Genomic DNA, 22,934 nt, shown 5'->3' with positions numbered 1-22,934 from the left:
CGATCGGCGATTGAATCGGCGATTGAAATCGCTTCTACACATACAAAGTCCGCCTCCGCGGACTGAAGAATCAAGGGGATCTCAAAACCGAATTTGGTACAATATATCGCAGAGAAACTTGGTGGGCAAGTTGGGCCTATCCAAAGTCGGAAATTCAAAAAAATTTTAAATTCCCAACCGCTGATATACTAAATCTAAGTGCCTCAATTGATACTGCGGATCGAAACAATCATCAATTTCCTTGCTCGTCATCTTAGCAGTAACGCGATCGTCCTTAGCAATCAAATTGTAGAAATTGCCTTCAGCTTTATTCCAAGCTTCATGAGCACAAGATTGCACAATTTTATAGGCATCTTCGCGACTCGTGCCTTTTTCTACCAAGGCTAGCATCACGCGCTGACTGAAGATAACTCCGCCGTAAAGATTCATGTTTCGCTTCATATTTTCGGGATAGACTAGCAGGTGTTTTACTAAGTCTGTGGTTTCCACTAACATGAAGTGAGTTACTGTAGAACTGTCGGGCAAAATCATCCGTTCTACGGAACTGTGAGAAATGTCTCTTTCGTGCCAAAGCGCAACATTTTCTAAGGCTGCGACGGCGTTGGCGCGGACAATTCTCGCCATTCCTGTCAGTCTTTCCGATCGAATCGGATTGCGTTTGTGGGGCATGGCGGATGAGCCTTTTTGCCCTTTGGAAAAGAACTCTTCGACTTCGAGTACGTCGGTGCGTTGCAGGTTGCGAATTTCGACTGCAAAACGTTCGATCGATGCGGCTAACAATGCTAAGGTTTGGACGTATTCGGCGTGTCGATCGCGCGAAATGACTTGAGTCGATGCACAATCGGGTTCGAGTCCGAGGTTTTGACAGGCGATCGCTTCGATGCGCGGATCGATATTAGCATAGGTTCCGACTGCACCGGAGATTTTGCCAACTGCGATCGACGATCGCAAATTCACCAATCGGGCGCGGTTGCGAAGGACTTCAGCCAGCCATCCTGCTAGTTTAAAGCCAAAGGTGATGGGTTCGGCGTGAATTCCGTGCGATCGGCCAACCATCACAGTATTGCGGTGTTGTTGGGCCTGATAGCGAATAGCTTGGCTCAAATCTTCGACACGTTCTAACAAGATATTGACGCTGGCGACTAATTGCAGCGCCAAAGCAGTATCGAGCACATCGGAACTGGTTAAACCGAGGTGAATGTAGCGGCCGGCATCGCCTACATATTCGTTGACATTTGTCAAGAAAGCAATCATGTCATGGCGAACTTCCTCTTCAATTTCGAGGACTCGTTTGGGGTCAAAATTAGCCTTAGCTTTAATTTCTTCGACTGCGGCGGCGGGGATGTAGCCGAGTTCGGCTTGAGCTTCGCAGACAGCAATTTCTACTTGTAGCCAGCTTTTGAGTTTGGCGGTTTCAGTCCAGATGTTGCCCATTTCGGGCAGAGTGTAGCGGTCAATCACGGTGGTCGTTGGGGAATTCGGTCTCACCATTGTACATCTGTGTGGGGATGCAAGAGTCAGGAAGTCCAGAAACCGGGTTTTTTACGAAAATACTTTGTTGTAGCCCGCAGATTTGGTAAAAACCCGGTTTCTTAAATCAACTCGGTTTTTGTCGTTTGGGCGATCGGCTACAATATCCTAAACCTCATTAGCTGGCATTCTTCTCTATTCGCCTATAAAGGGTTCCAAATGAATAGCAATTATAGTCTCATTATCCAGTGGTCAAAAGAGGATCAACTTTTTGTTGTCAGCTTACCTGAGTTTACCGATGTCATGCAGCCTTGCACTCACGGACACACTTACGAAGAAGCGGCAAAACACGGACAAGAATTGTTAGAAACATTGATTGAACTCTATCAAGAAGATGGCAAACCTCTACCAGAACCTCAGACGTTGGGGAAACGATTACAGATAGCGTAAAACGAAATAATTGAGGAAAATTGGCCAAATCGAAGCAGAGGAGACAGAACCATGAAATATACAGTTGTTATCCAATGGTCGGAAGGCGATCGATGCTTTGTCGTGTTTTTGCCTGAATTTGAGGATGTAATGCAGCCAGTAACTCACGGAGATTCTTATGAAGAAGCTATCTACAATGCGCGAGAGGTACTAGAGTTACTAATCGAAAGTTGACAAGCTGAAGGTAAACCATTGCCCGTAACTAAGAAGCTAGAACGATTATTTCAGGCTGTTTGAATATTTTGATTATTTCGGATATTGCGTTTACGCCGTGAAAAGTGTTATCGTCAAGAAAACAATCAAAATACATCTTGCTATGTTAAAGCAAAAAGCATCGCCAGAGTCTGTTTTGCCTCCAGAAAAAGAACAAGAATCTATAGCACAATTAGCACAGATACTCAGCCGAGAATCCGCACAGCCAAAATTAGTCACCAGTAACGGAGAAGAGATTCTCCTTCCCGAATCAGTCTGCAACATCCTGCATCAAGCTGTGCAGGCGATGGCATCTAATCGGGCTGTTTCGATCGTTCGTCACAATCGCGAATTAACAACACAACAAGCTGCTAATATCCTAAATGTATCGCGACCTTTTCTAGTCAAGTTGCTAGATGAAGAAGCAATTCCTTATATCAAAGTAGGTTCCCATCGGAGGATTCGATTTAAGGATTTAATCATTTATCAAGAACAGCGAGACAGAAAGCGCCGTAAACTATTAGACCAGCTAATCGAGATGACTGAGGAAGCTGGTTTATACGAGGAATAGGATTAATTCACTTTTTAATATGGCTAAAGTTGCTGTTCTACTTAATGCTTGTCTTTTGTTTTCCCTATATTTGCTTGATATTCTTCACAATCGCGAACTGACGACGCAGCAAGCTGCCGATATCCTGAATGTATCGCGACCATTTCTTGTCAAGTTGCTAGATGAAGGAGCAATTTCTTGTGTCAAAGTAGGTTCCCATCGGCGAATTCAATTGAAGGATTTAATCATTTATCAAGAACAGCGAAAAGTCAAGCGTCGCCAAGGACTTAAGGAATTAACTCAATTTCTTCAAGAGGAAGGATTTTACGAAGCACGAATACACGATATAGTTCAAGATTAAGAATGTTATGATTGCAAGCAGCATCAATAAACCCTAAAATTCCAGGTACAATCAAGAGCGAGCGATGAAAAAGCGTAAAATTTTAGAAAAGGTGCTATCTGGGTCAAAAAACATCAAGTTTAATGAAATGGTGACACTGATTGAAGCCTTTGGCTTTAGTCTGGCGAGAGTCAGTGGCAGCCATCACATATTCAATCATCCTGAAGTGCCAGAAATTGTTAACATTCAAAATAAGAAAGGCGAGGTGACACCCTATCAAGTCCGTCAATTCTTAGCGATAATCGAGGAATACGCTCTCACAATAGAGGATGATCAACCATGAAAGACTATCACATCAATATTTTTTACAGCAACGAAGATGAAGGCTATATTGCCGATATTCCCGACTTAAAATACTGTTCCGCTTTTGGGGAAACCCCAGAATTAGCTTTGCAGGAAGTACAGATTGCTAAAACAGCATGGCTGGAAGCTGCAACAACTGCGGGAAAACCCATTCCCGAACCAAAATACCGACCCGCAATATATCAACTTACTACTTGACAAACGATCGCACAAATCCCCCTTATTGCATCCGATCGATCGTCCAGTACTCCACTACTTCTCCCAGATAATTTGCGCTTGAACTTTCATACTCCGACAAAGCCGTAATTGTTCTAGTAACCTTCAAATTTTGCTATGAACCTGATGCGGACTAAAGTCCTCACTACGAACCTGTCATGGATGCGGACTAAAGTCCTCACTACGAACCTGTACCCTACGATTTTTGCTATGAACCTGATGCGGACTAAAGTCCTCACTACGAACCAAGGATTTTAAATCATAATTGAGGACATCAATTCATCGGTCATTTCAAAATTTGCTGTCACGCTTTGCACGTCATCTAAATCTTCTAGTGCATCCATCAATTTTATGAGCAATCGAGCTTTTTCAGGATTATCAATTTCTACTATGTTGCTCGGAATCCAGCGAGTCTCTGACTGTAAAACTGCAAAACCTGTTTGTTTCAAAACATCAGCCAGTTTTTCCAAATTAGGCACACTTGTAAAAACTTCTGCACCTTCAGTATCCTCATCAATTGATATCAAATCGTAGGATTCGGCTTCGGCTTCTAGGGATGCTTCAAACAATTGTTCTTCATCAATGGGGCCGCATACTGTACAAACTCCTTTGTGGTCGAACATCCACCCCACACAACCAGTTTCGCCCAAGTTGCCGCCATTTTTACTAAAAGCTTCTCGCAAGTCAGCCGCCGCGCGGTTGCGGTTGTCTGTCAGCGCTTCAATCAGAATCGCCACGCCGCCAACGCCGTAACCTTCGTAGCGAATGGCTTCTAATTCGGAACTACCTCCGGCTAAACCGGCACCTTTGGCGATCGCCCTTTCTATGTTTTCATTAGGAATACTCGCCGCCTTGGCTTTTTCAATAGCTGTCCGCAGTTGAAAATTGCCAGCGGGATCGGGAACTCCGCTGCGGGCGGCGACAATAATTTCGCGAGATATTCGGGCAAAAACCTTGCCTTTAACGGCATCAACTCTAGCTTTTTGGCGTTTAATATTCGCCCACTTACTGTGTCCTGCCATACTTATTTAAGATTTTTGATTTAAAATGTGCGATCGACATTAAATGATAGCACTCAGATTTTCACAGACCAGATTAACCTAGGGTGTGCACTGCACAACCCGTACACATAGCATATAATGCGATTTTTTGCACGAATCTCAACTTTAATTAAAGCGGATGTCGGTTTCAGTGTCCGTGAGGTGAGAAGTATCGCCATTAAGTGCGATCGACCATTCGTCCCCATTCCGCACCACTTTCACCAAACAGCAAAGAGAAGCATTAATTTTCCTCCTAGCACCGCCCACCAGCCACAGCGCACTTCCCACAACCGACGAACCGTGACCTACTAATAACATATCCTCAGGAAACTGTGCAGCGAGGCGTTTAGCAGTTTCCCCCGCCCTTTTGAGACAAGCTTCCCCGGTTTCGGGATAATTAGCAATACCGCCTTTATAAGAAGCATCAATCCTGGGAAAACGCCTGCACAAATCCTCGACAGATTCAGTTTCCGGCATTTCGGTCATCCATTCAGGATTCAGCCATTCGCACAGTCCCCACTCTAGTTTAATTGACAAATCCAGAGCTTCTGCCGCGTGATTTGCCGTTTGGACAGTTCGCAGAAAAGGCGAAGCAAAAATATGAGAAATTTCTTCACCTTTGAGGCGATTGGCTAGTTGTTTGGCTTGAATGTTACCGTCTTCGGAAAGATGGGGATCGTAGCGGTGTTCTGCGGTGAGAAACCAGTCGGGGTTTACGAAGTCGATGCGGTTTCCGTGGCGTGCGATCCAGACTGTTTGTGGCATAATACAGACGATTTTAGATTTGATATTTGAGATTTTGGATTGACGCTTGACGATTGAAAAAGTTGAGAAGTTGGGAATAAATGATGAATATTCTGGTTGATAGTTTATTTACAGTTGTAGTTTTTTGAGAAGAGGTATTACTTTTAATTAGGCTTCTGGCGATCGACATCAAAGAATTTAATTAATTTTACCACAACTGTGCCTTACGATCGTCGCAACTATTTGACAATGCGCTAGAATAGAATCAGTCACTCTCTACGATCCAATGGCTCAATCTATAAAGCAACTCCACGCCAAAATTCAGGTCATGTCCAGCGATGCGGTGAAGGCGATCGCACTTTCATGGCTGAATCAGTCCAACGGTAATCTCAGCGACTTTGAACGCCTAATCACAGAAATTACTGAGGAAAGCGAGGGATATCAGTGGGGAGAAATTGACACAGCAAACGAGTTTCAACCCCTCAGCGAAGAACAAACCATCGCAATGAGCCTCGCAGCCTTGGAAGATTACCAGAAAAGCAAGACAGGCATTTCGGGCGATCGGGTTAAGGAATGGGCAGATAGTTTAGGTATTACGCTATCCTAAACGATGAAGTCCTGGTATTGCCTACTTACCACGGACAATAACAATTAATAGGTCAACCGCAGATGTAAGACAGATAACGCAGATAAACGCATATAATTTTAAGATATAGCAATCCTAAATGATTATACTCGTTACCAGGCAGAGCGAAAGTAACGCAGATCCGGACGCTCTGCCGACCTTTTCGCAGCCGAGGCTCTTCAAGAGTGACATCGGTTCCCAGGCTCTTCCTGGTAACCAGTTATTGAAACTGATTTAGGATTGCTATAGAAGAGAAAATGAATGCAATTTTGTTTATTTGTCCATTCTATTTTTCTTCCAGTCCGCGGAGGCGGACATCGTTTGTGTAGCCGCGAATTCCATTCGCCCGGTAACTGCGGACATTGTTTGTGTAGCCGCGAATTCCATTCCCCCGGTAACTGCATTGTTTGTGTAGCCGCGAATTCCATTCGCCCGGTAACTGCGGACATCGTTTGTGTAGCCGCGAATTCCATTCGCCCGATAACTCAATTTGTATAGACGCGAATCACATACTCCCCCTAACTCGCAGCATCTTATTTCCACCTTTTTGAAACTCATAGGGAGCCTCTTGAACTTCCACACGAAAATTTCTATTTTTCAATTCGGCAATAATCGGATTTAAATGCTCAGATTCCTCTCCGCTAAAACTTTGCAACAGCGGAAACACTCGCACTTCCTTAGCAACCCGACACATTTCCATAATTGCTTCTAGATGAAATTCTTCCGAAAGCAGGTGAGAATAAGCAAATAAGAAATGGCTGCACAAAGCTAAATCAAATTGACCGTTATCGAAGGGCAAAACAGGCAGCTCAGCAGTCAGGTAGCGGCCTTGCTCCAAGCCAGAGGGAAAATCTGCTAAAAATTCCTGCATTGCTTTCATCCGCACTTCGCCTAGCTGGTACGGCGATTCAAAACTGTTCCACAGGTAACCGTCTACATTGGCCTTAACAGCGTCAATCACAGTTTGATATGTTTCTTGGATGCGATCGCCAATTTCCACCGCCGTAAACTGATAAACCGGATCGCAAGAAATCACCTTGTTACCTTGGCGAGTCATTTCAGCATTGAAACTCGCCGGCCCGCCCGCACAATCTAGAATTGCTCGCTTGAGGTCACTTGATGTCAAGCTAAACATTCCTATGTATTCATCCAAGCAGCGTCCCCAGGGAATTACCTTCTCCAATTTTAGTGACACTTGTCTTTGTCCCGCAGATACAATTATTAATATTTTACATCAAAGAAGGATCGTTTTTTCTAGATCTTTTATTTCGGGGGGTTGATTTGCATCCCGACTTATGTATAAATAATTTTGAGAACATTTGGCTAGCTTTACGCTTTCTTTATAAAGAAGGTACTCGATTGCCGCACAAATTTTATGATTCCACCTCTGGATTTTCCAGGGCAGCGAGGCTACACTGGACAGAACGGAAAATAAACTAAAATTAACTAGCTTGCATTGCGATCGTTCAATGGCAGACTGCAACCAGGAAAGAAAGATGAAACATAACGTTCAAACCGCTACAAGTCTTAGTTTGTCAGCACTCCTGGTGCTGAGCAGTTCGCTGCCCAGTATAGCTCAGTTGCCTGCCATCAGAAATCCTGCACCCGCTAGGAACCAAAACAGGCCGAGAGTACCGCCACCACCGCCTCCGGGTTCGAGTTTCCCACGGATCGGCAATTCGGGTTCGCTGATACAAGAAGCGGCTTATACTTTAGGCCCGGGCGATCGCATTGCTTTAGATATCTTCGGCGTCCCTGAATTTAGCAAAGAATATCAAGTCTTAGTTGACGGAACCCTCAATCTACCAATCATTCGCAGCGTCTCAATTCAAGGGTTGACGCTGCAACAAGCCGCTACCGTCATTACCAAGCGATACGAACCCTTCATCAATGTTCCCGTTGTCACGGTGACTCTGATGGTTACTCGCCCCCTAAATATAGGTGTTGCCGGTGAAGTTACTCGCCCCGGTTCCTACAAAATTAATGCCAGCAGAGAAGGAACCGGAGGAGGCGTAAAATTTCCAACTTTGATGGAAATGCTGCAAGTTGCTAAAGGGGTGACATCCGCAGGAGATATGCGAAATGTCCAAATTCGCCGTCCCCGCAGAGGCGGAGCAGAACAACTTATTACTGTTAATTTGCAGGATTTTTTAGATACGGGAAATTTGAGCCAAGATGTCACGATCCGAGATGGAGATACAATTTTTGTACCGACAGCAAGTGCTCTCAATACCCAAGAAGTCCGTCAAAGAGCCAGTGCTAGTTTTTCCGCTGATATTACTAAACCAATTGGCGTGGTAATTGTCGGAGAAGTCAACAGGCCGGGGCCTTATACTGTATCTGCTTCGGATTTGCGATCGACTAACCAACAAACAGATCTGAGTTTTGTCTCTATTGAACAACAACAAGGAGGAGGAGCCGTTGTCGGACTACCAACAATCACTAGAGCGCTCAAAATTGCTGGCGGTATCACCACAGAAGCAGACATTCGTCGCGTCCAAATCCGCCGCCGTATCAGAGGTGGGACTGAACAAACTATCACGGTAAATCTGTGGGATTTGCTGCAAAAAGGTGATGCAACTCAAGATGTTTTACTGCAAGAAGGAGATAGCGTCATTATTCCGACGGCATCTACTGTAGACTTAGCTGAAGTTGCCCAACTCGGAAGTACAAGTTTCTCTCCAAATGCGATCAGCATCAATATTGTAGGGGAAGTGATCAGGCCCGGAGCTTTACAGGTTAAACCTAGTACATCCCTCCACCAAGCTTTGCTGACTGCGGGTAGTTTCAATCAATTGCGGGCTAAAAAAGATAAGGTGGAACTGCTGCGCTTGAACCCCAACGGTACTGTTACTCGCCGCACTATTAATGTCGATTTTGCTCAAGGGCTGAATCCTGACAATAACCCAACTCTCCGAAACAACGATGTGATTCTCGTAGCGCGATCGGGCTATACTAGGGTTGCAGACAATATTGCCACTTTCTTGCAGCCGATAACAGGAGTTGCAGGTGGAATCAGCAGCGTTAGCGGAATTTTTACTGGGTTTCAAACAACTATCAACGCTTTTCAGAACTTATTTTTGGGAGGAGATTTCGATCGGCGAAATCAACTCAGACAGCTTCGAGAACAACGAGAAGACAGACAAGAGCAACGTCAAGACAGACTGCTAGACAGAGAGTTACAGCGTGAAGAAAGACAGCGGCAAGCTGAAGACAGACAGCAGCAAGCTGAAGACAGACGCTTGCAACTCGAAGACAGACAGCGGCAGATAGAGCTTCAAGATCGGCAACTTCAAATTCAACAGCAGCAAAATCAGCAGCTACAGCAACTACAACCACAGCAAATTATGCCAACTACTACTCCTTGATATTTAGCGCTAGGGTGCGTCAGTTTAGTAATTGTCGATCGTGACAAAAATCTAATTCTGACACACCATTGATTCCGTGGTGCCTCACTTCTAAGATTGTGAGGAAAGTAGCAAAAATATCATTTTTATGACGCACCCTACTTCACTGAAATGACATAAATCAAGTCCGCATAAACGGACTTAAAATTAAGAGTTTAGCAGGATATTCTTATGTCAGATAAAGTGTGAGTTGTCAAGTTTAATTCAAAATATTTAACAAAACTTTTCTGTATATATCTAAACCTTTGGCATTGAGGTGAACGCCGTCTATCGTTAAATCTCCATTTAGAGCTTTTTCCTTAAATAAGGCTTGTATGCCACTAGATTCCACGGTCATATTTTCGTCGGTGGCAACTTGATTGATGAGAACATTAATTTCATCAACTCTGGCAATTGTTCCGGCAAATTTAGGATTGTAGCTGGCGGCAAGAGTTGAGTAAAAAGCAGGAATCAGAATAATCTGTTTGGTGCCGATCGATCGCATAATTGCGATCGCCTGTTTCAAATTGCTGACAAACTGCTCGTCGCTGATGCCGTACATAGCATCATTTGTGCCGATCGCCAAAATTGATTTTTTGCAAGTAAACCCCTGGGGCACTACAAGTTTAAGCTGTTCTAGCAGAGAAACAGAACTCATTCCGCCGATCGCAAAATTAAAGTTTTTTTCTCCCAAAGAATCGCCCAATGCCGAAGAAATAGAATCGCCCCACACGCAACCTTGATATTGCCGGTCTTTAATTTGCTGCACCTGATTGTACACCAAAACTTGCCACCACAGGGCAGAGCTCACTGTATCTCCCGCAGGTGGCGGGCCCGCTAACACCCGAAACGGGATGTAAGCGAACAACAAGAAAGCCAAGATGGCCCAGATCAATCTAAATTTAACTTTCATAAAACTTGCTACTCTTGCTGCTACTTCAGTTTATGCTATTGCTTTAACAAGCCGTCAGCATTTGTGCAAATTTCTATAAATTGTACTCTGTACATTTCCAAATACCCCTACATATATCAAACTGAGATGGTAAAATAATTTAGGACTAATATTATGTCTAAACCAGTTGACTGGACAGTTGGCATCCCCGCTAGCACCCTGATAGCCGTCGGAACCCAGGTCAGCGGGAGATTTCCTCTAGATGGAGCAAGTGCCCAAAACTTACTGTACCGCATGGATGGCAAGAACATTACCAGCTATATCGTCTACGATGACAGTGGACGGGCAATTAAGCGAGTAGACTTGACAGGAAGGGCTCATGCAAATGTGCCGACACCTCACGCCGTTGAATACAAACACAACCAAAACTCAGCAGGAGACATTTATGTGCAAGCTGAGAAAACAGTTAGGCCAGCTAGATTGGATGAAATACCCTAGAAATTATGTTCATCAAACAAATATCCTTGAATGCAGATAAACTAATCGATTTCCAGCAATGGAAAAAAGCCAACGGCGATGATTTTTCACTCTGGGATTATCTTTTTGGATCTGCTAATATTGAAATTGCCATAGCTTTCACAAAACTATTCTGGCCAGATTTTGTCGAACATGAAGGCGGCATCTTTTTGTCCGAAGCCTTTAACAGTCAAATCTACGAACAGTGGAAAATCGAGCTAGGGAATGATGTCGCTGCAATTGAGCAGGTGATGAACCACCAGCACGTTGATGACATTCTCCCCGGTGCCCAAAACGCTAGCAGTGACAATTTATTGTATTTGGGACAAGCATTAGCTCAGATGTGGGAAAGTCGCCTAAAATCGCTTTATCCTCAGCGCCGTTTTCAAGTTAAATGCGATCGGGACGAACACACGGTTGTAGTGACATTTTTTCAAGATAATTAATCAAGCCTTCGCCCCCAACAATTCAGGTTGCAAAACCTGATTTAATTTGCCGCTGCGAAACCCCTCCAAATCCAAAGTCGCATACACAAAACCAAACTGCTGAAACACCGCCACCAATGCAGGCAAATCCGCATTTAATACAAACTCTCGAATCTCCTGGGCCGGCAATTCAATTCGCGCCGTATCTCCATCCGATCGCACGCGCAGATTTTTCAGCCCCAACTGCCGCAAATACCGTTCAGCGCGCCCCACTCTTTGCAACTTTGCAACGGTGATTTCTTCACCGTAAGGAAAGCGCGAACTCAAACAAGGCTGTGCCGGTTTGTCCCACCAAGGCAAATCCAATTCTCTTGCTAACTGTCGCACTTCAAATTTAGTCATGCCGACTTCTGCTAAAGGCGATCGCGCGCCCCGTTCCTTTGCAGCCTGAATCCCCGGGCGGTAATCCTTTAAATCATCACCATTCACCCCATCCACCACATAAGGATAACCCTTGGCAAGTGCTAGCGGTTTCAAAGTATCGTGCAGTTCACTTTTGCAAAAATAGCAGCGATTAACCGGGTTAGAAGTATAATTAGGATTGGCCATTTCCTGAGTTTCGACTTCCTGGTGGGCGATGCCAATTTCTGCGGCTTGAATCCGGGCATCTTCCAAATCTTCTGTCAGTAGAGACGGAGAAACAGCCGTTACAGCCAAAGCGCGATCGCCCAACACGTCAAAAGCAATTTTTGCCACCAAAGTGCTGTCAATGCCACCAGAGTAGGCAATCAGCGCTCGTTCCATCAGCGCGAAAATGTCTTTTAATTCTTCGAGTTTTTTCACTAACATGATTTCAATTGGGATTACTGTAGAAGGCGATCGATATTAGATCCCCAACAACTTCTGCGAAGTCGGGGATCTAAATATTCTGTTTTTTTAGGTGGGTTTAGTTATTCTGGATCGATACCGAGGGCTGCCAATCGCGCCAAAAGTTCTTGATTGCGCTGTCTTTCCTGTTCCAACAGCGTTTGGGCGGACTCTTTATCTTGCTGTTCGCGATCGGCCCGCTGGCTTTCAGCTTCTGCCCGCTGGCTTTCAGCTTCTGCCCGCTGGCTTTCAGCTTCTGCCCGCTGGCTTTCGGCTTCTGCCCGCTGGCTTTCGGCTTCTGCCCGCTGACGTTCTACTTCTGCCCGTTCTTCCGGCCACAAAAGCAACTCTCCGTCTGCATTCCACCAGCGCAGCCAATTTCCTGTTCTACCTTCCCGAGTTCCCACCCAAACTCCCAAAAATAGATTTAATCCAGGTATCAAATAACGCCCATTTTCATCAGGATCTTGATTGTTGTAGCGATCGGATTCCAGCGCATAAACTTCTATTCTGCCTGTATGCGGCCGAAAAATGACATAGCGAGGAACTTTGATTACTTGTTCGTAAAAGAACCACTTGCCGATTTCTTCTGTGTGTTCGACGGAGTATTCATCGCCGTAAGTAGCTGAGAGAAATTCCATCACTACAAAAGGCACTGTTCCTTCGGTATGAGGCGTGTAACTGCGGCGGGGATAGCTGTGAGGCCAAGGTTGAACCGGTTGCACGTACATCCAGTCTGGGGCTTTGCAAATAGTGCGATCGTCCACAGCAGCACACAAAGCAAAATTAGAAACTATGAGTGCATCTTGGATTAGTTCCGGGGAATCCACTACAGACTGGCGCAAACCGTTAGAGATTAAAGGATGTTCTATATTTTCCACGGGGTCATCTGGTAGAATAAAATCATCGGGAAGCAGCGGCCAGGTAATTTTTAGCTGCGATATCGGTTTGTGAATTACAGCAGTCATAAGTCACCTCATTTTACCAATAAAAGTTTGACTTTTAGTCGAGATTGGCGATCGACAACCTTCTCTATATCTTAGCGTGCTAATTCCACAATCAAATTCGTTTGCAGCGAGGACTCTTCCAGCAAACAATTACCGCTGACAATGCGGAATCTATATTTTAAAATTCTCGACGCGAAAATATGGCGATCGCAATTGACAGCAGCAGCACCACATACAGCAAACCATAGCCCGCATCTGTAATCAAACCCGCCAAGTAAGGTACTTGTCCGTAAACAGCATCATTTCTCAAATTGAACCGGGCTAAATCAGGCAAAACTAGATAAAGTCCCATCATCAATTGTTCAATGCCAGGATTTTTAGTTAACTTGCCAAAAGCCACTAAATCCCGCGTCGAGTGTCCCATCAAATAAACGCTAAATGTCAGTAAAGTAGCCAGCAGCGAACTGCTAAAAACTCCAAATAAAATCCCCACACCGGCCATGAGGCACAGCTCAAACCACACGAACAGCGAAGCGATTAAAATGCTGCCCAAAGGGTAAGGAATGCGACTCAAACTCAGAATAACCAGATAGATGACAGTCATTGCTGCTACCAGAACGAATAGCACCGCCGACATCCCTAAGTGCTTGCCCACAATTAACTCAGCCCGGCTTATCGGCTTGGCAACTAACAGGTAAACAGTCCGCTTTTCAATTTCTTTGTTGACCAGTCCGGTAGCCACAAAGACTGTGACAATTATACCCAGGATGCTCATCGCAGCCAAACCAATATCTAAGATAATTTTATTTTCGGTTGTCGCTGCCAATTCCGGTATCAAGCGCACCGAGGCTCCCATCAACAGAGCAAAAATAATAATTAAGTAAAGGATGCGATCGCGAATTACTTCCCAATATACATTAGTCGCGACTGTCAAGATTCTTCTCAAATTCATCTAGTTATTAACCCGCGGTCAACTTTAGCCATATTTTAGTGCAAGGAAGAGGGAAGTTCGGCAACGGATTTTTTAACGGATGTAACGGATGGATGTTGAGGGTAGAAGTCAAGGGTGAAGAAAGAGGATTTTTCCCATCTCCCCCTCTTCCCATCCCGACGGGTGTAGGTTTTTTGGTAAAAGCCTTATCCCATAAGAGTTTGAGATTCCCGCCAAGCCAAAGCCCAAAACCTTTGCAATGTCTAGATTTGCTGGGTTTTGCCAGTGGAAAACCTACACCTCTCCCCCTCTCCCCCCTCTCCCATCTCCCTTATCTCCCCCTCTCCTAACGGCCAGAGACAAGCTCAAACTTGACTGTCTCCCGAAGTTCCATCTTTTTTCAGTCCCGGTTTAGAGGGTTTGGTAGTGTCGCAGGTTACAGTCGCTCTATTGCCTACATCGATCACCTCGCAAGATTTGGTCAACGAATATATTTCGGGTCTAAACACCAGCCCCAGCCAAGTTGCCTGCATCTGTAACTGATAGCGGGACTCTCCTTGGACGATCGAAGTTTTGACCTCCCAGCTCGCATCTTCTGGGACTACCCGAATTGTTTTTAACGCTTGATTCTTCAGAAAAAATCGCTCGTTGTCAATATCTATTAACATTTGTTCTACCTGCGCCCACGGTTTTGTGCGAGCTTCATTTTGCAGGTATCGATCCATTGCATTGAGGATGACCACTCCTCGGGAGCGATTAATAGTTGGCTGTTGAAATGTCACCACATAATCGCTTTTCCTCAAATCCTGCGATAAAACGCTCGGATATTGTTCTATCCAACCTTGAATTAAAAAGTGAAATCCAAACCAACAGGAAATCAGCAGGTGAATGAGAGTAATCATCAAAAACTGAGGCCGCACTAACGATCTGATACCTTCCCGTTTTGACTCGCTATTCCAAATCTCTATTACACCCAAAATTATTACTGCTATAATTGGGCCGGATATCCATGCTATTTCCTTCCTATCTGACGGCAATCGGATCAGCAACCACAAGCCAATTAAGATGCTGGTCACCCACGGACTCAGACTTACTTTTTTAATCGTAAAAGGTTGCTGGCTGGTCAGCAAACCCATTGACAGTGTAAAAAATAACCAGCTCATATCAAACATCAGAGTTCTTGTCGGCCAGTCTGTGATTGCCGCCACCGTCAGCAAAGCTAAAAATATGCTGAGCAGTAAAGGCGTCTTCCAGTGGACAACTTTAGGCGGAATTATCGCCTTTTGAAATTTTTTATTGGTTTCCCAAAGGTTGTTAGTCAGCTTCGTGAGTTGCTGAGTCACATCCAAAAATTGCTTCATCATAGATTTCAATTGACGCTTTGCAAAAACAATACGGTTAAAATAACGAAATTGCTAACAGTGTGGGCGATTAAAACTGCCCCAAACTGGGTAGTTACTCGAAAAGTTTTTTTGGGAGGACGGCGGCTGAGAGTTGGCGGCCCCAAAAACTGAGGTTTGGAAGCTTTTTTGTTACCAGAAACCATGTTCTCTATGAATTCTAGTCCCTGCCATTTGGCGAGAAAAGTGATTGCCAATACCGAGAGGGCAATCGCAGTTATTGCAGAGTAAGTATTCTGACCTCCGCCTAATAAAATATAACCGATAAGTTCTTCTCGCCATTCTTTGGAAATAACGCTTTCAATGCCGAAGAAAACTAACCAACCCACGCAAGTGCAAGCGAGATTGAGGATAGCTGTATATTCAACGCTGGTTTTGGGGCCGAGTTTCAGTAGTTTTTGCAGAAACCACGATTCGATCGCGATCGCCAAAAACATCATTAAAATTTGCACCAAAACAGTCCGAAATGGGAAAACACTCGCAATCATAAGCATTCAGGTATATCAGCCCGTGTTAGATTTTAATTGTACATCAGAAGCGGAATAATCTAGAGCGTAGGTTTTAGCCCCTAATCCTCTTCGATCGCCCTTCTGAACATTAGGTGGTTGAGGTTGTATCCTATAATCTTTTGAGATCGTCCAACAGAAGGGAAATATTAAACATTCAATGGGCGCGATCGAATACCCACCCCGAGACAGACTAAAATAAGTGCGGATTATGGTAAGGAATGGCATTGGTATTCGGACAGCCTCATCCCGCTCAGAACGCATCGCGGGTCAGATTCACGTCTACGACGGTGCTGGTAAAGGCAAGTCTCAGGCAGCTTTGGGAGTAGTGTTGCGCTCGATCGGGCTGGGTATCAATTCTGACTCGCCCACGCGAGTCTTGTTGCTGCGATTTTTGAAAGGCCCAGGCCGCTCCTACGACGAAGATGGGGCAATTGAAGCCTTGCAGCGGGCATTTCCGCACTTGATCGACCAAGTGCGTACCGGCAGAGCCGAATATTTTGGGGCCGAAGCAATCACCCGCTTCGATCGCACAGAAGCCCAGCGAGGCTGGGATATCGCCAAAGGAGCGATCGCCAGCGAGCTTTATTCTGTAGTAGTTCTAGATGAACTAAACCCCGTATTGGACTTGGGTTTGCTGCCAGTGGACGAAGTAGTCCAAACCCTCAAAAACAAACCAGAATATTTAGAAGTAATCGCCACTGGCCGAGCGGCCCCCGAAGCTTTGCTGGATATTGCCGACTTGCACTCAGAAATGAAGCCCCACTATCACCCCGCAGCGGCCGAACACAATATTTCAGGTATCGAAATATACACAGGAGCGGGCAAAGGCAAATCTACGAGCGCATTGGGGAAAGCTTTGCAGGCAATAGGTAAGGGTATCAGCCAAGACCAATCTCACCGCGTCTTAATTGTACAATGGCTCAAAGGTGGTAGTGGCTATACAGAAGATGCGGCGATCGCAGCTTTGCGGCAAAGTTACCCGCAGTTAGTAGACCACCAGCGGTGTGGCCGAGATGCTATAGTTTGGCGGGGGCAACAGCAAGAGTTAGATTGCATCGAGGCAGAACGCGGCTGGGAAATCGCCAAAACGGCGATCGCCAGCGGCTGGTATAAAACGATCATTCTCGACGAACTCAATCCAACAGTAGACTTAGAACTGCTGCCGGTAGAGCCGATCGTCGAAGCCCTGCTGCGAAAGCCCCGCGATACAGAAATCATTATCACCGGGCGCTGCCACAAACCCCATGGTTACTTTGACTTGGCAAGCGTACACTCGGAGGTATACTGTCACAAACACTACGGCGATCGGGGCGTAGAACTAAAGCGGGGTGTAGACTTTTAGACCCCAGAGCGGTGCGGAGTTCAATCCGAGCCAGAATTATTTAAAGACGGCCCTGCCTGGGAAACCGGAAATTGCCACAAAGCGTTGTAACCAAGTAACCAATCTCTCACTTTTCTTTGTCTGGCGATCGCCCGATCGACCCTTGTTAATCTTTAATTTCCTTCCCCGGAGGCGATCCCCGAGCGCCAATCCAGAATGGAACATTAAGAATGTGAGCCGCGTCTTCTTGAGCGTGAGCACATGAGACATTGCACAAGGATTATTAAAGGGTGAAGACATTGAAAATAAAAGCTTACAAGCAAAAAGTCCGCGAGGGAGAAAGTCTAGACAGGGTTAACACCAGTAGGCTAGACTTGCGACTGGCAAACAGGTTAAACTACAGCGGCATCCAAACATTCGGTGTTCTAGGCAGTGTCTGTAGTCGCACAAGCGATGACCAACAAGTAGAGGAGTGAAGCTGTATGACAACGTTAACTGACAATTCCGATCAAACTAATTTAAACACTCCGGGACTGGGCCCGGATACAATCTTTGCCGGAGCGGGGGGGGATTTAATTACAACTTCTACCCTCGGCGGCAGCTTAATATTTGGCGAACGCGATAACGATACTCTAATTTCCGTCGGCCCCAACGATAGCCTATACGGTGGCCCTGACGAAGATTCATTAGTAGGCCAGCGCGAGCGGGTTTTCCTGTCGGGCGATGGAGGCAGTGACACCGTAATTGCTCAAAGCCGGAATTCGACGCTGTTGGGCGGTGCGGGAGATGACTTGCTCCAAGGCACTGTCGATGGCAACCTGATGTTTGGTAATCAGGGTGCAGATACGATGCTAGGAGGCGCCCTCGGAAGAGACACCCTCTACGGTGGCAAGGACAATGACTCCCTCGGCTTCTTCATCGCAGGCGGCGGCAACAACCTCGGTCTTCGCATCGGCGGCAGTGCCGGTGGCAATCAAGGCAGCAACTACCTGCGCGGAGACTTGGGCGACGACTTTATTGTAGGTATCAATCAGAAAGATACTCTGATCGGCGGTAAAGGCAACGACACAATATACGGTGTGGCCAGCAACAGCTATCTTTCCGGCGACCTAGACAACGACACCTTAGTCATTCTAAACAGTACCCAGTCGAGTCCGTTTTCTTCGAGCGTCATCACGATCGGCATTGAGAAAACAACCTTGCTCGGCGGTGAGGGCAACGATTCTCTCCTAGGCGGTATCGGCGACTTTGGTACCGGCAAAAACTTGTTGGACGGCGGTGCTGGTAACGACACGATCACGGTTTTTGCTACTCAGGATACGGCATTGGGAGGCGCAGGCGATGACTTCATCAAGTCGTCTACGGTGTCTGCACTTTCCAGCGTAGGCGCGTCGAGTTCATTTCCAGGCTTCGCGGGTCGCAACTTGCTCAATGGCGAAGATGGTAACGACACGATCGTTGCAGCTTTTGCGAGTGATAGCATGATCGGTGGCGGTGGCAATGACAGCTTGAGCGGCATCTTTAATCAAGCCTTCGGTGGAGATGGCAACGATACGATCGATGCCACCACTTTTGCGATCGGTACTACTACTGCGCTGATTACTCTTGACGGCGGCCTGGGTGACGATCTGTTACTTGGCAACACCAGCACTAACCTTACTACCACCGGCACCGTCACAAACTTCATGAACGGTGGTGAAGGAAGTGACACGATCGTGTTTGGTAGCAGACGCGATCGATTGGTTGGCTCTTTTGCTGGTAACGACTTTATCTCCTACGCCACCAGTGTCAACTTTGCCGGTGCCACATCGACAAACCTCATTACCGATACCTTAGGTTCCAACTTCATCATTGGCGGCAACGGTACTGATGTCATCACTACCGGTGCTGGCGACGACATACTGTTCGGCGGCCCCGGCAGTCTTCCTACTGGATCGACATCTGACGGGGACGACACCTTAAATGCCGGCGGCGGAAACGACACGCTGTTGGGCGGCTTTGGGAACGACTATTTGCTCGCAGGAGACGGCAACGACTCTCTCGGTGGCGGGCCCGGTGCAGACACGCTGATTGGCGGCGCCGGCAATGACAGCTTCTACTACAACAACTTCGGCGAGGGCGTCACGATCAACGCCAACGGTAGCCTGGGTAGCAGCCCAGACCAAATCGGCGATTTTGAAGTCGGCCGTGACAAGTTGGTATTGAACTTCGACTCCTTCCTGTTACCACCATTTGACAATAGTCTGCCAAATCGACCTTCTTCCAGGGCGTTCTTACAGGTGGAAACCGGAACTTACAACAACGATCTGACTCCTGCAGGAGCAACTCCAGGACAAGCAGTCCTCGTTTACGAAGGTTCCACAGGTCGCTTGCTGTACGACCAAGACGGTGCTGGCGGCCAAGCACCAATTCAACTGGCACTGCTGAACGGCCGACCAGGCTTGACGGCGACTGATATTACCCTGATTTAATTTAGGTGGCAGCGGGTGGGAGTCGGTTTGGAAAAAGCCGTAGCGTAGCGGGGCGTAAGCCATCGCCCGCGCCAACTCTAAAAACTAATTGTGCTATGTTTCCAGCTAGGGATATGAATCCCTAGCTTTTTTATTGCATGGGGAATTGGGAATTGGGAATTGGGAATTGGGCATTGGGCGGAGCGAAGCGGAGGGATGGGGCATCGGGCTTTTATAACATTGGCATTAAAAGGAAGGGCAGATTCACCGATCGATTTTGCCACCAATCAATCATTCCTTAAACTAAGAGGGCCCAAGCCCAACAACATACCTCATATGGGAGCTCGAACCGCTATATTTTGTTTGCCAGTAAGTTAGGCATTACCCTAGAAAATGCTGAAATGCTCAAACAGGCTTTAAAAGAAGCTGCTATTAACGAAGATGTTGTTATTCAGAAAAACAATGAATACGGAACACATTACAACATGAAATTCTTGTTGAAAACCGAAGTAGGTGAATCTCTGATTCTAGCAGCTTGGATCGTCCGCTCAGGTGAAACTTTCCCCAGATTGACAAGTTGTTATCCCGTCAAAAAGTGAGGTAAAAACAATGAAAAAAATTAAAGACCTAGATATTGTTGCTTTAACTGAAGATTTAGAAGCAACCCATTTTGAAACAAAACAAATCATTAAATTATATAAAGGATAAGTGGGAACAGTCGTGATGGAATTTGATGGCAGTGCTTTTGAGGTAGAATTTTCTCATCAAGATGGCACAACTTATGCAATGGAAACAATCCTCGCTACAAAATTAATGCTTTTACATTATGATTTAGTAGAATCTGTAGGGGCAGTTAGCCGATAGATTTTGCCAGCAATGATTTTTCTAATCTACAAAAAGTATCTCTAAAAAAAATCCCGCAAACGATATGTTATTTGCGGGATTTAGTAGGCAGGAAACTTGTCGCAAGAAATACTTTATGCTCGGTCTACAATCTCTTTGGCTTTATCTTTGAGGTCTTCTTTCATGTGAATTGCTGATGCTTCGTCCTGCTTGGCTTGACCTTCTAATTTATCTTTTTGGTTGCCTGTAACTTCGCTCACAGCTTCTTGAATTTTGCCTTCAATATTCTTGGCAGTTGCTTCGACTCTATTTTCAATGGTCATAATTTTTTCTCCTAACCTTACAACTACTACTGTATAAATTAAAAGCTGAGTCTTAATCTATCTTGAGAAAGATTTAGATATCTATCTAAAGATTGGTTAAATCGGAACTTCGACAAGTTTATTGCGGGAGGAAAGACCGGATTTAATTGCGATCGCCGATTTGGGCACTTTAAACTTTTTCGCCAACAGCACGATTAACTCTGCTTATTGGCTTTTCCATCCACGGGCGGGGATTTGAGGTGTACTGTCAGGCTGCCGTCTGGTTGCTCTTGGATGCTTTGCTGTTTGGAATTAGTTTTAACTTTGACTGCAAAATTTTTCATGTGACTAACAACTCAATAACTAATAACCAATAACCAATAACCAATAACCAATAACTAATAACCAATAACTAATAACTAATAACTAATAACTAATAACTAATGACTATCTGAATGTTCGATTTTTGTTCCCAAAACTTTGAGAAATTCAGCCAGCCAGTTAGGATGTGCAGGCCATGCGGGGGCTGTGACTAAGTTGCCATCGACTACGGCTTCGGTAACGGGAACTTCGGTATATTTGCCACCAGCCCGGAGTATGTCGGGGCTGCAAGCTGGATATGCGGTGCAGCGTTTGCCTTCGAGTACGCCGGCGGCGGTGAGGACTTGCAATCCGTGACAAATAGATGCGATCGGCTTTTTGCTGTTGGCAAAGTAGCGGGTAATTTGCAGCACTTGTTCGTTGAGGCGGATGTATTCTGGCGATCGTCCTCCAGGGATAATCAAAGCGTCGTAGTCTGCGGCGTTAATTTCGTCAAAAGTTGCGTTTAAAGTAAAGTTGTGACCGGGTTTTTCGCTGTAGGTTTGATCGCCTTCAAAGTCATGAATTGCGGTGCGAATTGTTTGACCTGCGGCTTTGTCGGGGCAGACTGCATGGACGGTGTGACCTACCATTTGCAATGCTTGGAATGGAACCATTACTTCGTAGTCTTCTACAAAGTCGCCGACTAGCATTAAGATTTTTTTTGCAGCCATGTTTGTAACTCCTGTTATTTTGATTTGCTTAAATAGCAATAGACTTTAGATAAGGCTGATCCCCCCTAGCCCCCCTTAAAAAGGGGGGAACAAGAAGGTGCTGCGAAGTCCCCCTTTTTAAGGGGGATTTAGGGGGATCTCCGAGGAATAAACAGTTTTAACCCAAGCGTATTTGCTTAAATAGGATTAAAAAAAATGCAGGGCAGTTAAAAAGCCTGCCCCGCCAGCTATTCTGGAATTTAGAAACCGTTGCGGCCCCAAATTACCATTGAAATTGAGAAGGAGAACAAAACTAGCACCGAAACCCAACCGAGTGACAAAATATCCATAGCTATTTATTGAACAAACTGTACAAAGTGACTCCAAAGCTTATCATAAGTCAATTTGAGCTATTTTTGAAATGAGGGCGCTGTGAAGGACTCGTCAAATTTTAGTCCCGCTGAGCGGGTAGAATCTTTGAAAGCAGGGAGTGTTGCTGCTTTTTCTTGTTTGCTGGCTTTTGGGTCGATCGCCCTTGTTAACAGCTTAATCTTAGCCCAGAGGTGGGATGCTCTGGCGGGTTTGCAGGTCAGGGAAATTGACCTAAATTTTGGATTGAGAGGATTGATGGCACTTGTGGGCGGTTTTTTGTTCGGCGTGACTTACCGCTATGCGATTCGCTGCGATACTAACCCACAGCTTAAATCTGGCGTGGTGTTGGCTTTTGGGTTGGTGCGGGCTTTTGGACAGTTGGATGCTGGATTGTCTTTTGAGGCGGGGAAAATGCCGGGTTTGCAGGAGTTATTACCGTTTGCGGTGGTTGGGGTCGAGAGTGTGGTATTGTTTGCGATCGCAGGTTTGGTGTTGGATTGGGCGATCGTCTTTGAGGGCTTCGCTAACGGGCGATCGTTGATTAAACCTTTTGATTCTTGAGTGCGATCGGATTTTACTCAAATCAGGCAGAATTTTTTTGAACAGGCAAGATGCCTGTTCCACAAGCAGTAAATTATCTTGTGGGGTGGGCTTCTAGCCCGCCCAGAATTTTTTTGAACAGGCAAGATGCCTGTTCCACAAGCAATGAATTATCTTGTGGGGTGGGCTTC

27 protein-coding genes and 2 pseudogenes are annotated in these 22,934 nt (G+C 45.7%); 15 read left to right on the top strand and 14 right to left on the bottom strand.

The annotated features are described in order from the left end of the window. Nucleotides 1-165 precede the first annotated feature (165 nt). A complete protein-coding gene (gene purB / locus JGK22_RS25225) occupies nt 166-1,461 on the bottom strand; it encodes an adenylosuccinate lyase (protein WP_293179806.1) in 1,296 nt (431 codons plus the stop codon). Nucleotides 1,462-1,689: 228 nt separating this feature from the next. Between purB and JGK22_RS25220 the strand changes: the two genes are divergently transcribed. From JGK22_RS25220 to JGK22_RS25195, 6 genes and pseudogenes are all read left to right on the top strand, one after another. Continuing rightward, complete coding sequence (locus JGK22_RS25220) at nt 1,690-1,920, top strand: type II toxin-antitoxin system HicB family antitoxin (protein ID WP_293179597.1); 231 nt, start codon at nt 1,690-1,692, stop codon at nt 1,918-1,920. Between the two features lie 51 nt (nt 1,921-1,971). Beyond that, nucleotides 1,972-2,130 (top strand): annotated as a pseudogene (locus tag JGK22_RS25215) (type II toxin-antitoxin system HicB family antitoxin); the annotation flags it as partial. Nucleotides 2,131-2,275: 145 nt separating this feature from the next. Next, the gene (locus JGK22_RS25210; RefSeq protein ID WP_293179603.1) at nt 2,276-2,722 is read left to right on the top strand and encodes a helix-turn-helix domain-containing protein; all 447 of its coding nucleotides are present in this window, start codon (nt 2,276-2,278) and stop codon (nt 2,720-2,722) included. A gap of 19 nt (nt 2,723-2,741) precedes the next feature. After that, nucleotides 2,742-3,062, top strand: coding sequence for a helix-turn-helix domain-containing protein (locus tag JGK22_RS25205; RefSeq protein WP_293206638.1), 321 nt, complete (start codon nt 2,742-2,744; stop codon nt 3,060-3,062). Nucleotides 3,063-3,126: 64 nt separating this feature from the next. After that, nucleotides 3,127-3,384, top strand: coding sequence for a type II toxin-antitoxin system HicA family toxin (locus JGK22_RS25200; RefSeq protein WP_293179609.1), 258 nt, complete (start codon nt 3,127-3,129; stop codon nt 3,382-3,384). Then, a complete protein-coding gene (locus JGK22_RS25195; protein ID WP_293179612.1) occupies nt 3,381-3,602 on the top strand; it encodes a type II toxin-antitoxin system HicB family antitoxin in 222 nt (73 codons plus the stop codon). The genes JGK22_RS25200 and JGK22_RS25195 overlap by 4 nt, the downstream gene beginning before the upstream one ends. Nucleotides 3,603-3,874: 272 nt before the next feature. Here JGK22_RS25195 and JGK22_RS25190 read toward each other — a convergent pair whose 3' ends face one another. Together JGK22_RS25190 and JGK22_RS25185 are read right to left on the bottom strand one after the other, a co-directional pair. Further along, nucleotides 3,875-4,642 (bottom strand): YebC/PmpR family DNA-binding transcriptional regulator, encoded by a 768-nt coding sequence (locus JGK22_RS25190; RefSeq protein WP_293314013.1) that lies wholly within the window; start codon nt 4,640-4,642, stop codon nt 3,875-3,877. Between the two features lie 144 nt (nt 4,643-4,786). Further along, entirely contained in the window at nt 4,787-5,425 is a 639-nt protein-coding gene (locus tag JGK22_RS25185) for a histidine phosphatase family protein (RefSeq protein ID WP_293179618.1), read from the bottom strand. Between the two features lie 265 nt (nt 5,426-5,690). Here JGK22_RS25185 and JGK22_RS25180 point away from each other — a divergent pair, with 265 nt between their 5' ends. Then, nucleotides 5,691-6,011 carry a hypothetical protein gene (locus JGK22_RS25180; RefSeq protein ID WP_293197248.1) on the top strand — a complete coding sequence of 107 codons (321 nt, stop codon included), beginning with the start codon at nt 5,691-5,693 and terminating at the stop codon, nt 6,009-6,011. A 523-nt stretch (nt 6,012-6,534) separates the two neighbouring features. Here JGK22_RS25180 and JGK22_RS25175 read toward each other — a convergent pair. Further along, nucleotides 6,535-7,224: a class I SAM-dependent methyltransferase gene (locus tag JGK22_RS25175; RefSeq protein WP_293197246.1), complete on the bottom strand. Its 690-nt coding sequence runs from the start codon at nt 7,222-7,224 to the stop codon at nt 6,535-6,537. 301 nt (nt 7,225-7,525) lie between these two features. Between JGK22_RS25175 and JGK22_RS25170 the strand changes: the two genes are divergently transcribed. Then, the gene (locus JGK22_RS25170) at nt 7,526-9,397 is read left to right on the top strand and encodes a polysaccharide biosynthesis/export family protein (protein ID WP_293179630.1); all 1,872 of its coding nucleotides are present in this window, start codon (nt 7,526-7,528) and stop codon (nt 9,395-9,397) included. A 238-nt stretch (nt 9,398-9,635) separates the two neighbouring features. Here the strand turns inward: JGK22_RS25170 and JGK22_RS25165 are convergent, their stop codons facing one another. Next, the gene (locus tag JGK22_RS25165) at nt 9,636-10,328 is read right to left on the bottom strand and encodes a GDSL-type esterase/lipase family protein (RefSeq protein WP_293206628.1); all 693 of its coding nucleotides are present in this window, start codon (nt 10,326-10,328) and stop codon (nt 9,636-9,638) included. A gap of 153 nt (nt 10,329-10,481) precedes the next feature. Between JGK22_RS25165 and JGK22_RS25160 the strand changes: the two genes are divergently transcribed. Both JGK22_RS25160 and JGK22_RS25155 read left to right on the top strand, forming a co-directional pair. Beyond that, the gene (locus JGK22_RS25160; protein ID WP_293179636.1) at nt 10,482-10,805 is read left to right on the top strand and encodes a polymorphic toxin type 24 domain-containing protein; all 324 of its coding nucleotides are present in this window, start codon (nt 10,482-10,484) and stop codon (nt 10,803-10,805) included. Between the two features lie 5 nt (nt 10,806-10,810). Continuing rightward, nucleotides 10,811-11,269: a hypothetical protein gene (locus JGK22_RS25155; protein WP_293179639.1), complete on the top strand. Its 459-nt coding sequence runs from the start codon at nt 10,811-10,813 to the stop codon at nt 11,267-11,269. Here the strand turns inward: JGK22_RS25155 and larE are convergent, their stop codons facing one another. From larE to fraC, 5 genes are all read right to left on the bottom strand, one after another. Then, nucleotides 11,270-12,097, bottom strand: coding sequence for an ATP-dependent sacrificial sulfur transferase LarE (larE, locus tag JGK22_RS25150; protein ID WP_293206625.1), 828 nt, complete (start codon nt 12,095-12,097; stop codon nt 11,270-11,272). 101 nt (nt 12,098-12,198) lie between these two features. Then, the gene (locus JGK22_RS25145; protein WP_293179645.1) at nt 12,199-13,083 is read right to left on the bottom strand and encodes a Uma2 family endonuclease; all 885 of its coding nucleotides are present in this window, start codon (nt 13,081-13,083) and stop codon (nt 12,199-12,201) included. Nucleotides 13,084-13,240: 157 nt separating this feature from the next. Next, nucleotides 13,241-14,014 carry an ABC transporter permease gene (locus JGK22_RS25140; RefSeq protein ID WP_293179648.1) on the bottom strand — a complete coding sequence of 258 codons (774 nt, stop codon included), beginning with the start codon at nt 14,012-14,014 and terminating at the stop codon, nt 13,241-13,243. Between the two features lie 344 nt (nt 14,015-14,358). Continuing rightward, the gene (locus tag JGK22_RS25135) at nt 14,359-15,357 is read right to left on the bottom strand and encodes a DUF5357 family protein (protein ID WP_293179651.1); all 999 of its coding nucleotides are present in this window, start codon (nt 15,355-15,357) and stop codon (nt 14,359-14,361) included. Between the two features lie 5 nt (nt 15,358-15,362). Further along, the gene (gene fraC, locus JGK22_RS25130) at nt 15,363-15,881 is read right to left on the bottom strand and encodes a filament integrity protein FraC (RefSeq protein WP_293147226.1); all 519 of its coding nucleotides are present in this window, start codon (nt 15,879-15,881) and stop codon (nt 15,363-15,365) included. 229 nt (nt 15,882-16,110) lie between these two features. Here fraC and JGK22_RS25125 point away from each other — a divergent pair, with 229 nt between their 5' ends. From JGK22_RS25125 to JGK22_RS25110, 4 genes are all read left to right on the top strand, one after another. After that, nucleotides 16,111-17,244: a cob(I)yrinic acid a,c-diamide adenosyltransferase gene (locus JGK22_RS25125; protein WP_293179654.1), complete on the top strand. Its 1,134-nt coding sequence runs from the start codon at nt 16,111-16,113 to the stop codon at nt 17,242-17,244. Nucleotides 17,245-17,705: 461 nt separating this feature from the next. Further along, nucleotides 17,706-19,694, top strand: a complete 1,989-nt coding sequence (locus tag JGK22_RS25120) for a calcium-binding protein (protein WP_293314011.1) — start codon at nt 17,706-17,708, stop codon at nt 19,692-19,694. A gap of 338 nt (nt 19,695-20,032) precedes the next feature. Then, nucleotides 20,033-20,272: a DUF6883 domain-containing protein gene (locus JGK22_RS25115; RefSeq protein ID WP_293212609.1), complete on the top strand. Its 240-nt coding sequence runs from the start codon at nt 20,033-20,035 to the stop codon at nt 20,270-20,272. A gap of 109 nt (nt 20,273-20,381) precedes the next feature. Further along, nucleotides 20,382-20,537, top strand: coding sequence for a DUF4926 domain-containing protein (locus tag JGK22_RS25110; RefSeq protein WP_293212607.1), 156 nt, complete (start codon nt 20,382-20,384; stop codon nt 20,535-20,537). Nucleotides 20,538-20,650: 113 nt separating this feature from the next. Here the strand turns inward: JGK22_RS25110 and JGK22_RS25105 are convergent, their stop codons facing one another. From JGK22_RS25105 to petN, 4 genes and pseudogenes are all read right to left on the bottom strand, one after another. Continuing rightward, complete coding sequence (locus tag JGK22_RS25105; RefSeq protein ID WP_293179667.1) at nt 20,651-20,839, bottom strand: CsbD family protein; 189 nt, start codon at nt 20,837-20,839, stop codon at nt 20,651-20,653. A 96-nt stretch (nt 20,840-20,935) separates the two neighbouring features. Beyond that, nucleotides 20,936-21,162 (bottom strand): annotated as a pseudogene (locus JGK22_RS25100) (DUF167 domain-containing protein). 96 nt (nt 21,163-21,258) lie between these two features. Further along, entirely contained in the window at nt 21,259-21,852 is a 594-nt protein-coding gene (locus JGK22_RS25095; protein ID WP_293147241.1) for a DJ-1/PfpI family protein, read from the bottom strand. 239 nt (nt 21,853-22,091) lie between these two features. Beyond that, nucleotides 22,092-22,181: a cytochrome b6-f complex subunit PetN gene (petN, locus tag JGK22_RS25090; RefSeq protein ID WP_071883976.1), complete on the bottom strand. Its 90-nt coding sequence runs from the start codon at nt 22,179-22,181 to the stop codon at nt 22,092-22,094. 82 nt (nt 22,182-22,263) lie between these two features. Here petN and JGK22_RS25085 point away from each other — a divergent pair, with 82 nt between their 5' ends. Then, nucleotides 22,264-22,764, top strand: a complete 501-nt coding sequence (locus JGK22_RS25085) for a hypothetical protein (RefSeq protein WP_293314009.1) — start codon at nt 22,264-22,266, stop codon at nt 22,762-22,764. Nucleotides 22,765-22,934 lie beyond the last annotated feature (170 nt).

Origin of the sequence: Microcoleus sp. PH2017_08_TRC_O_A, assembly GCF_020738665.1 — a bacterium.
Classification (GTDB): Bacteria; Cyanobacteriota; Cyanobacteriia; order Cyanobacteriales; family Microcoleaceae; genus Microcoleus.
Note: the sequence above shows the minus strand (reverse complement) of the source record. Positions and strands in the feature narration are given on the sequence as shown.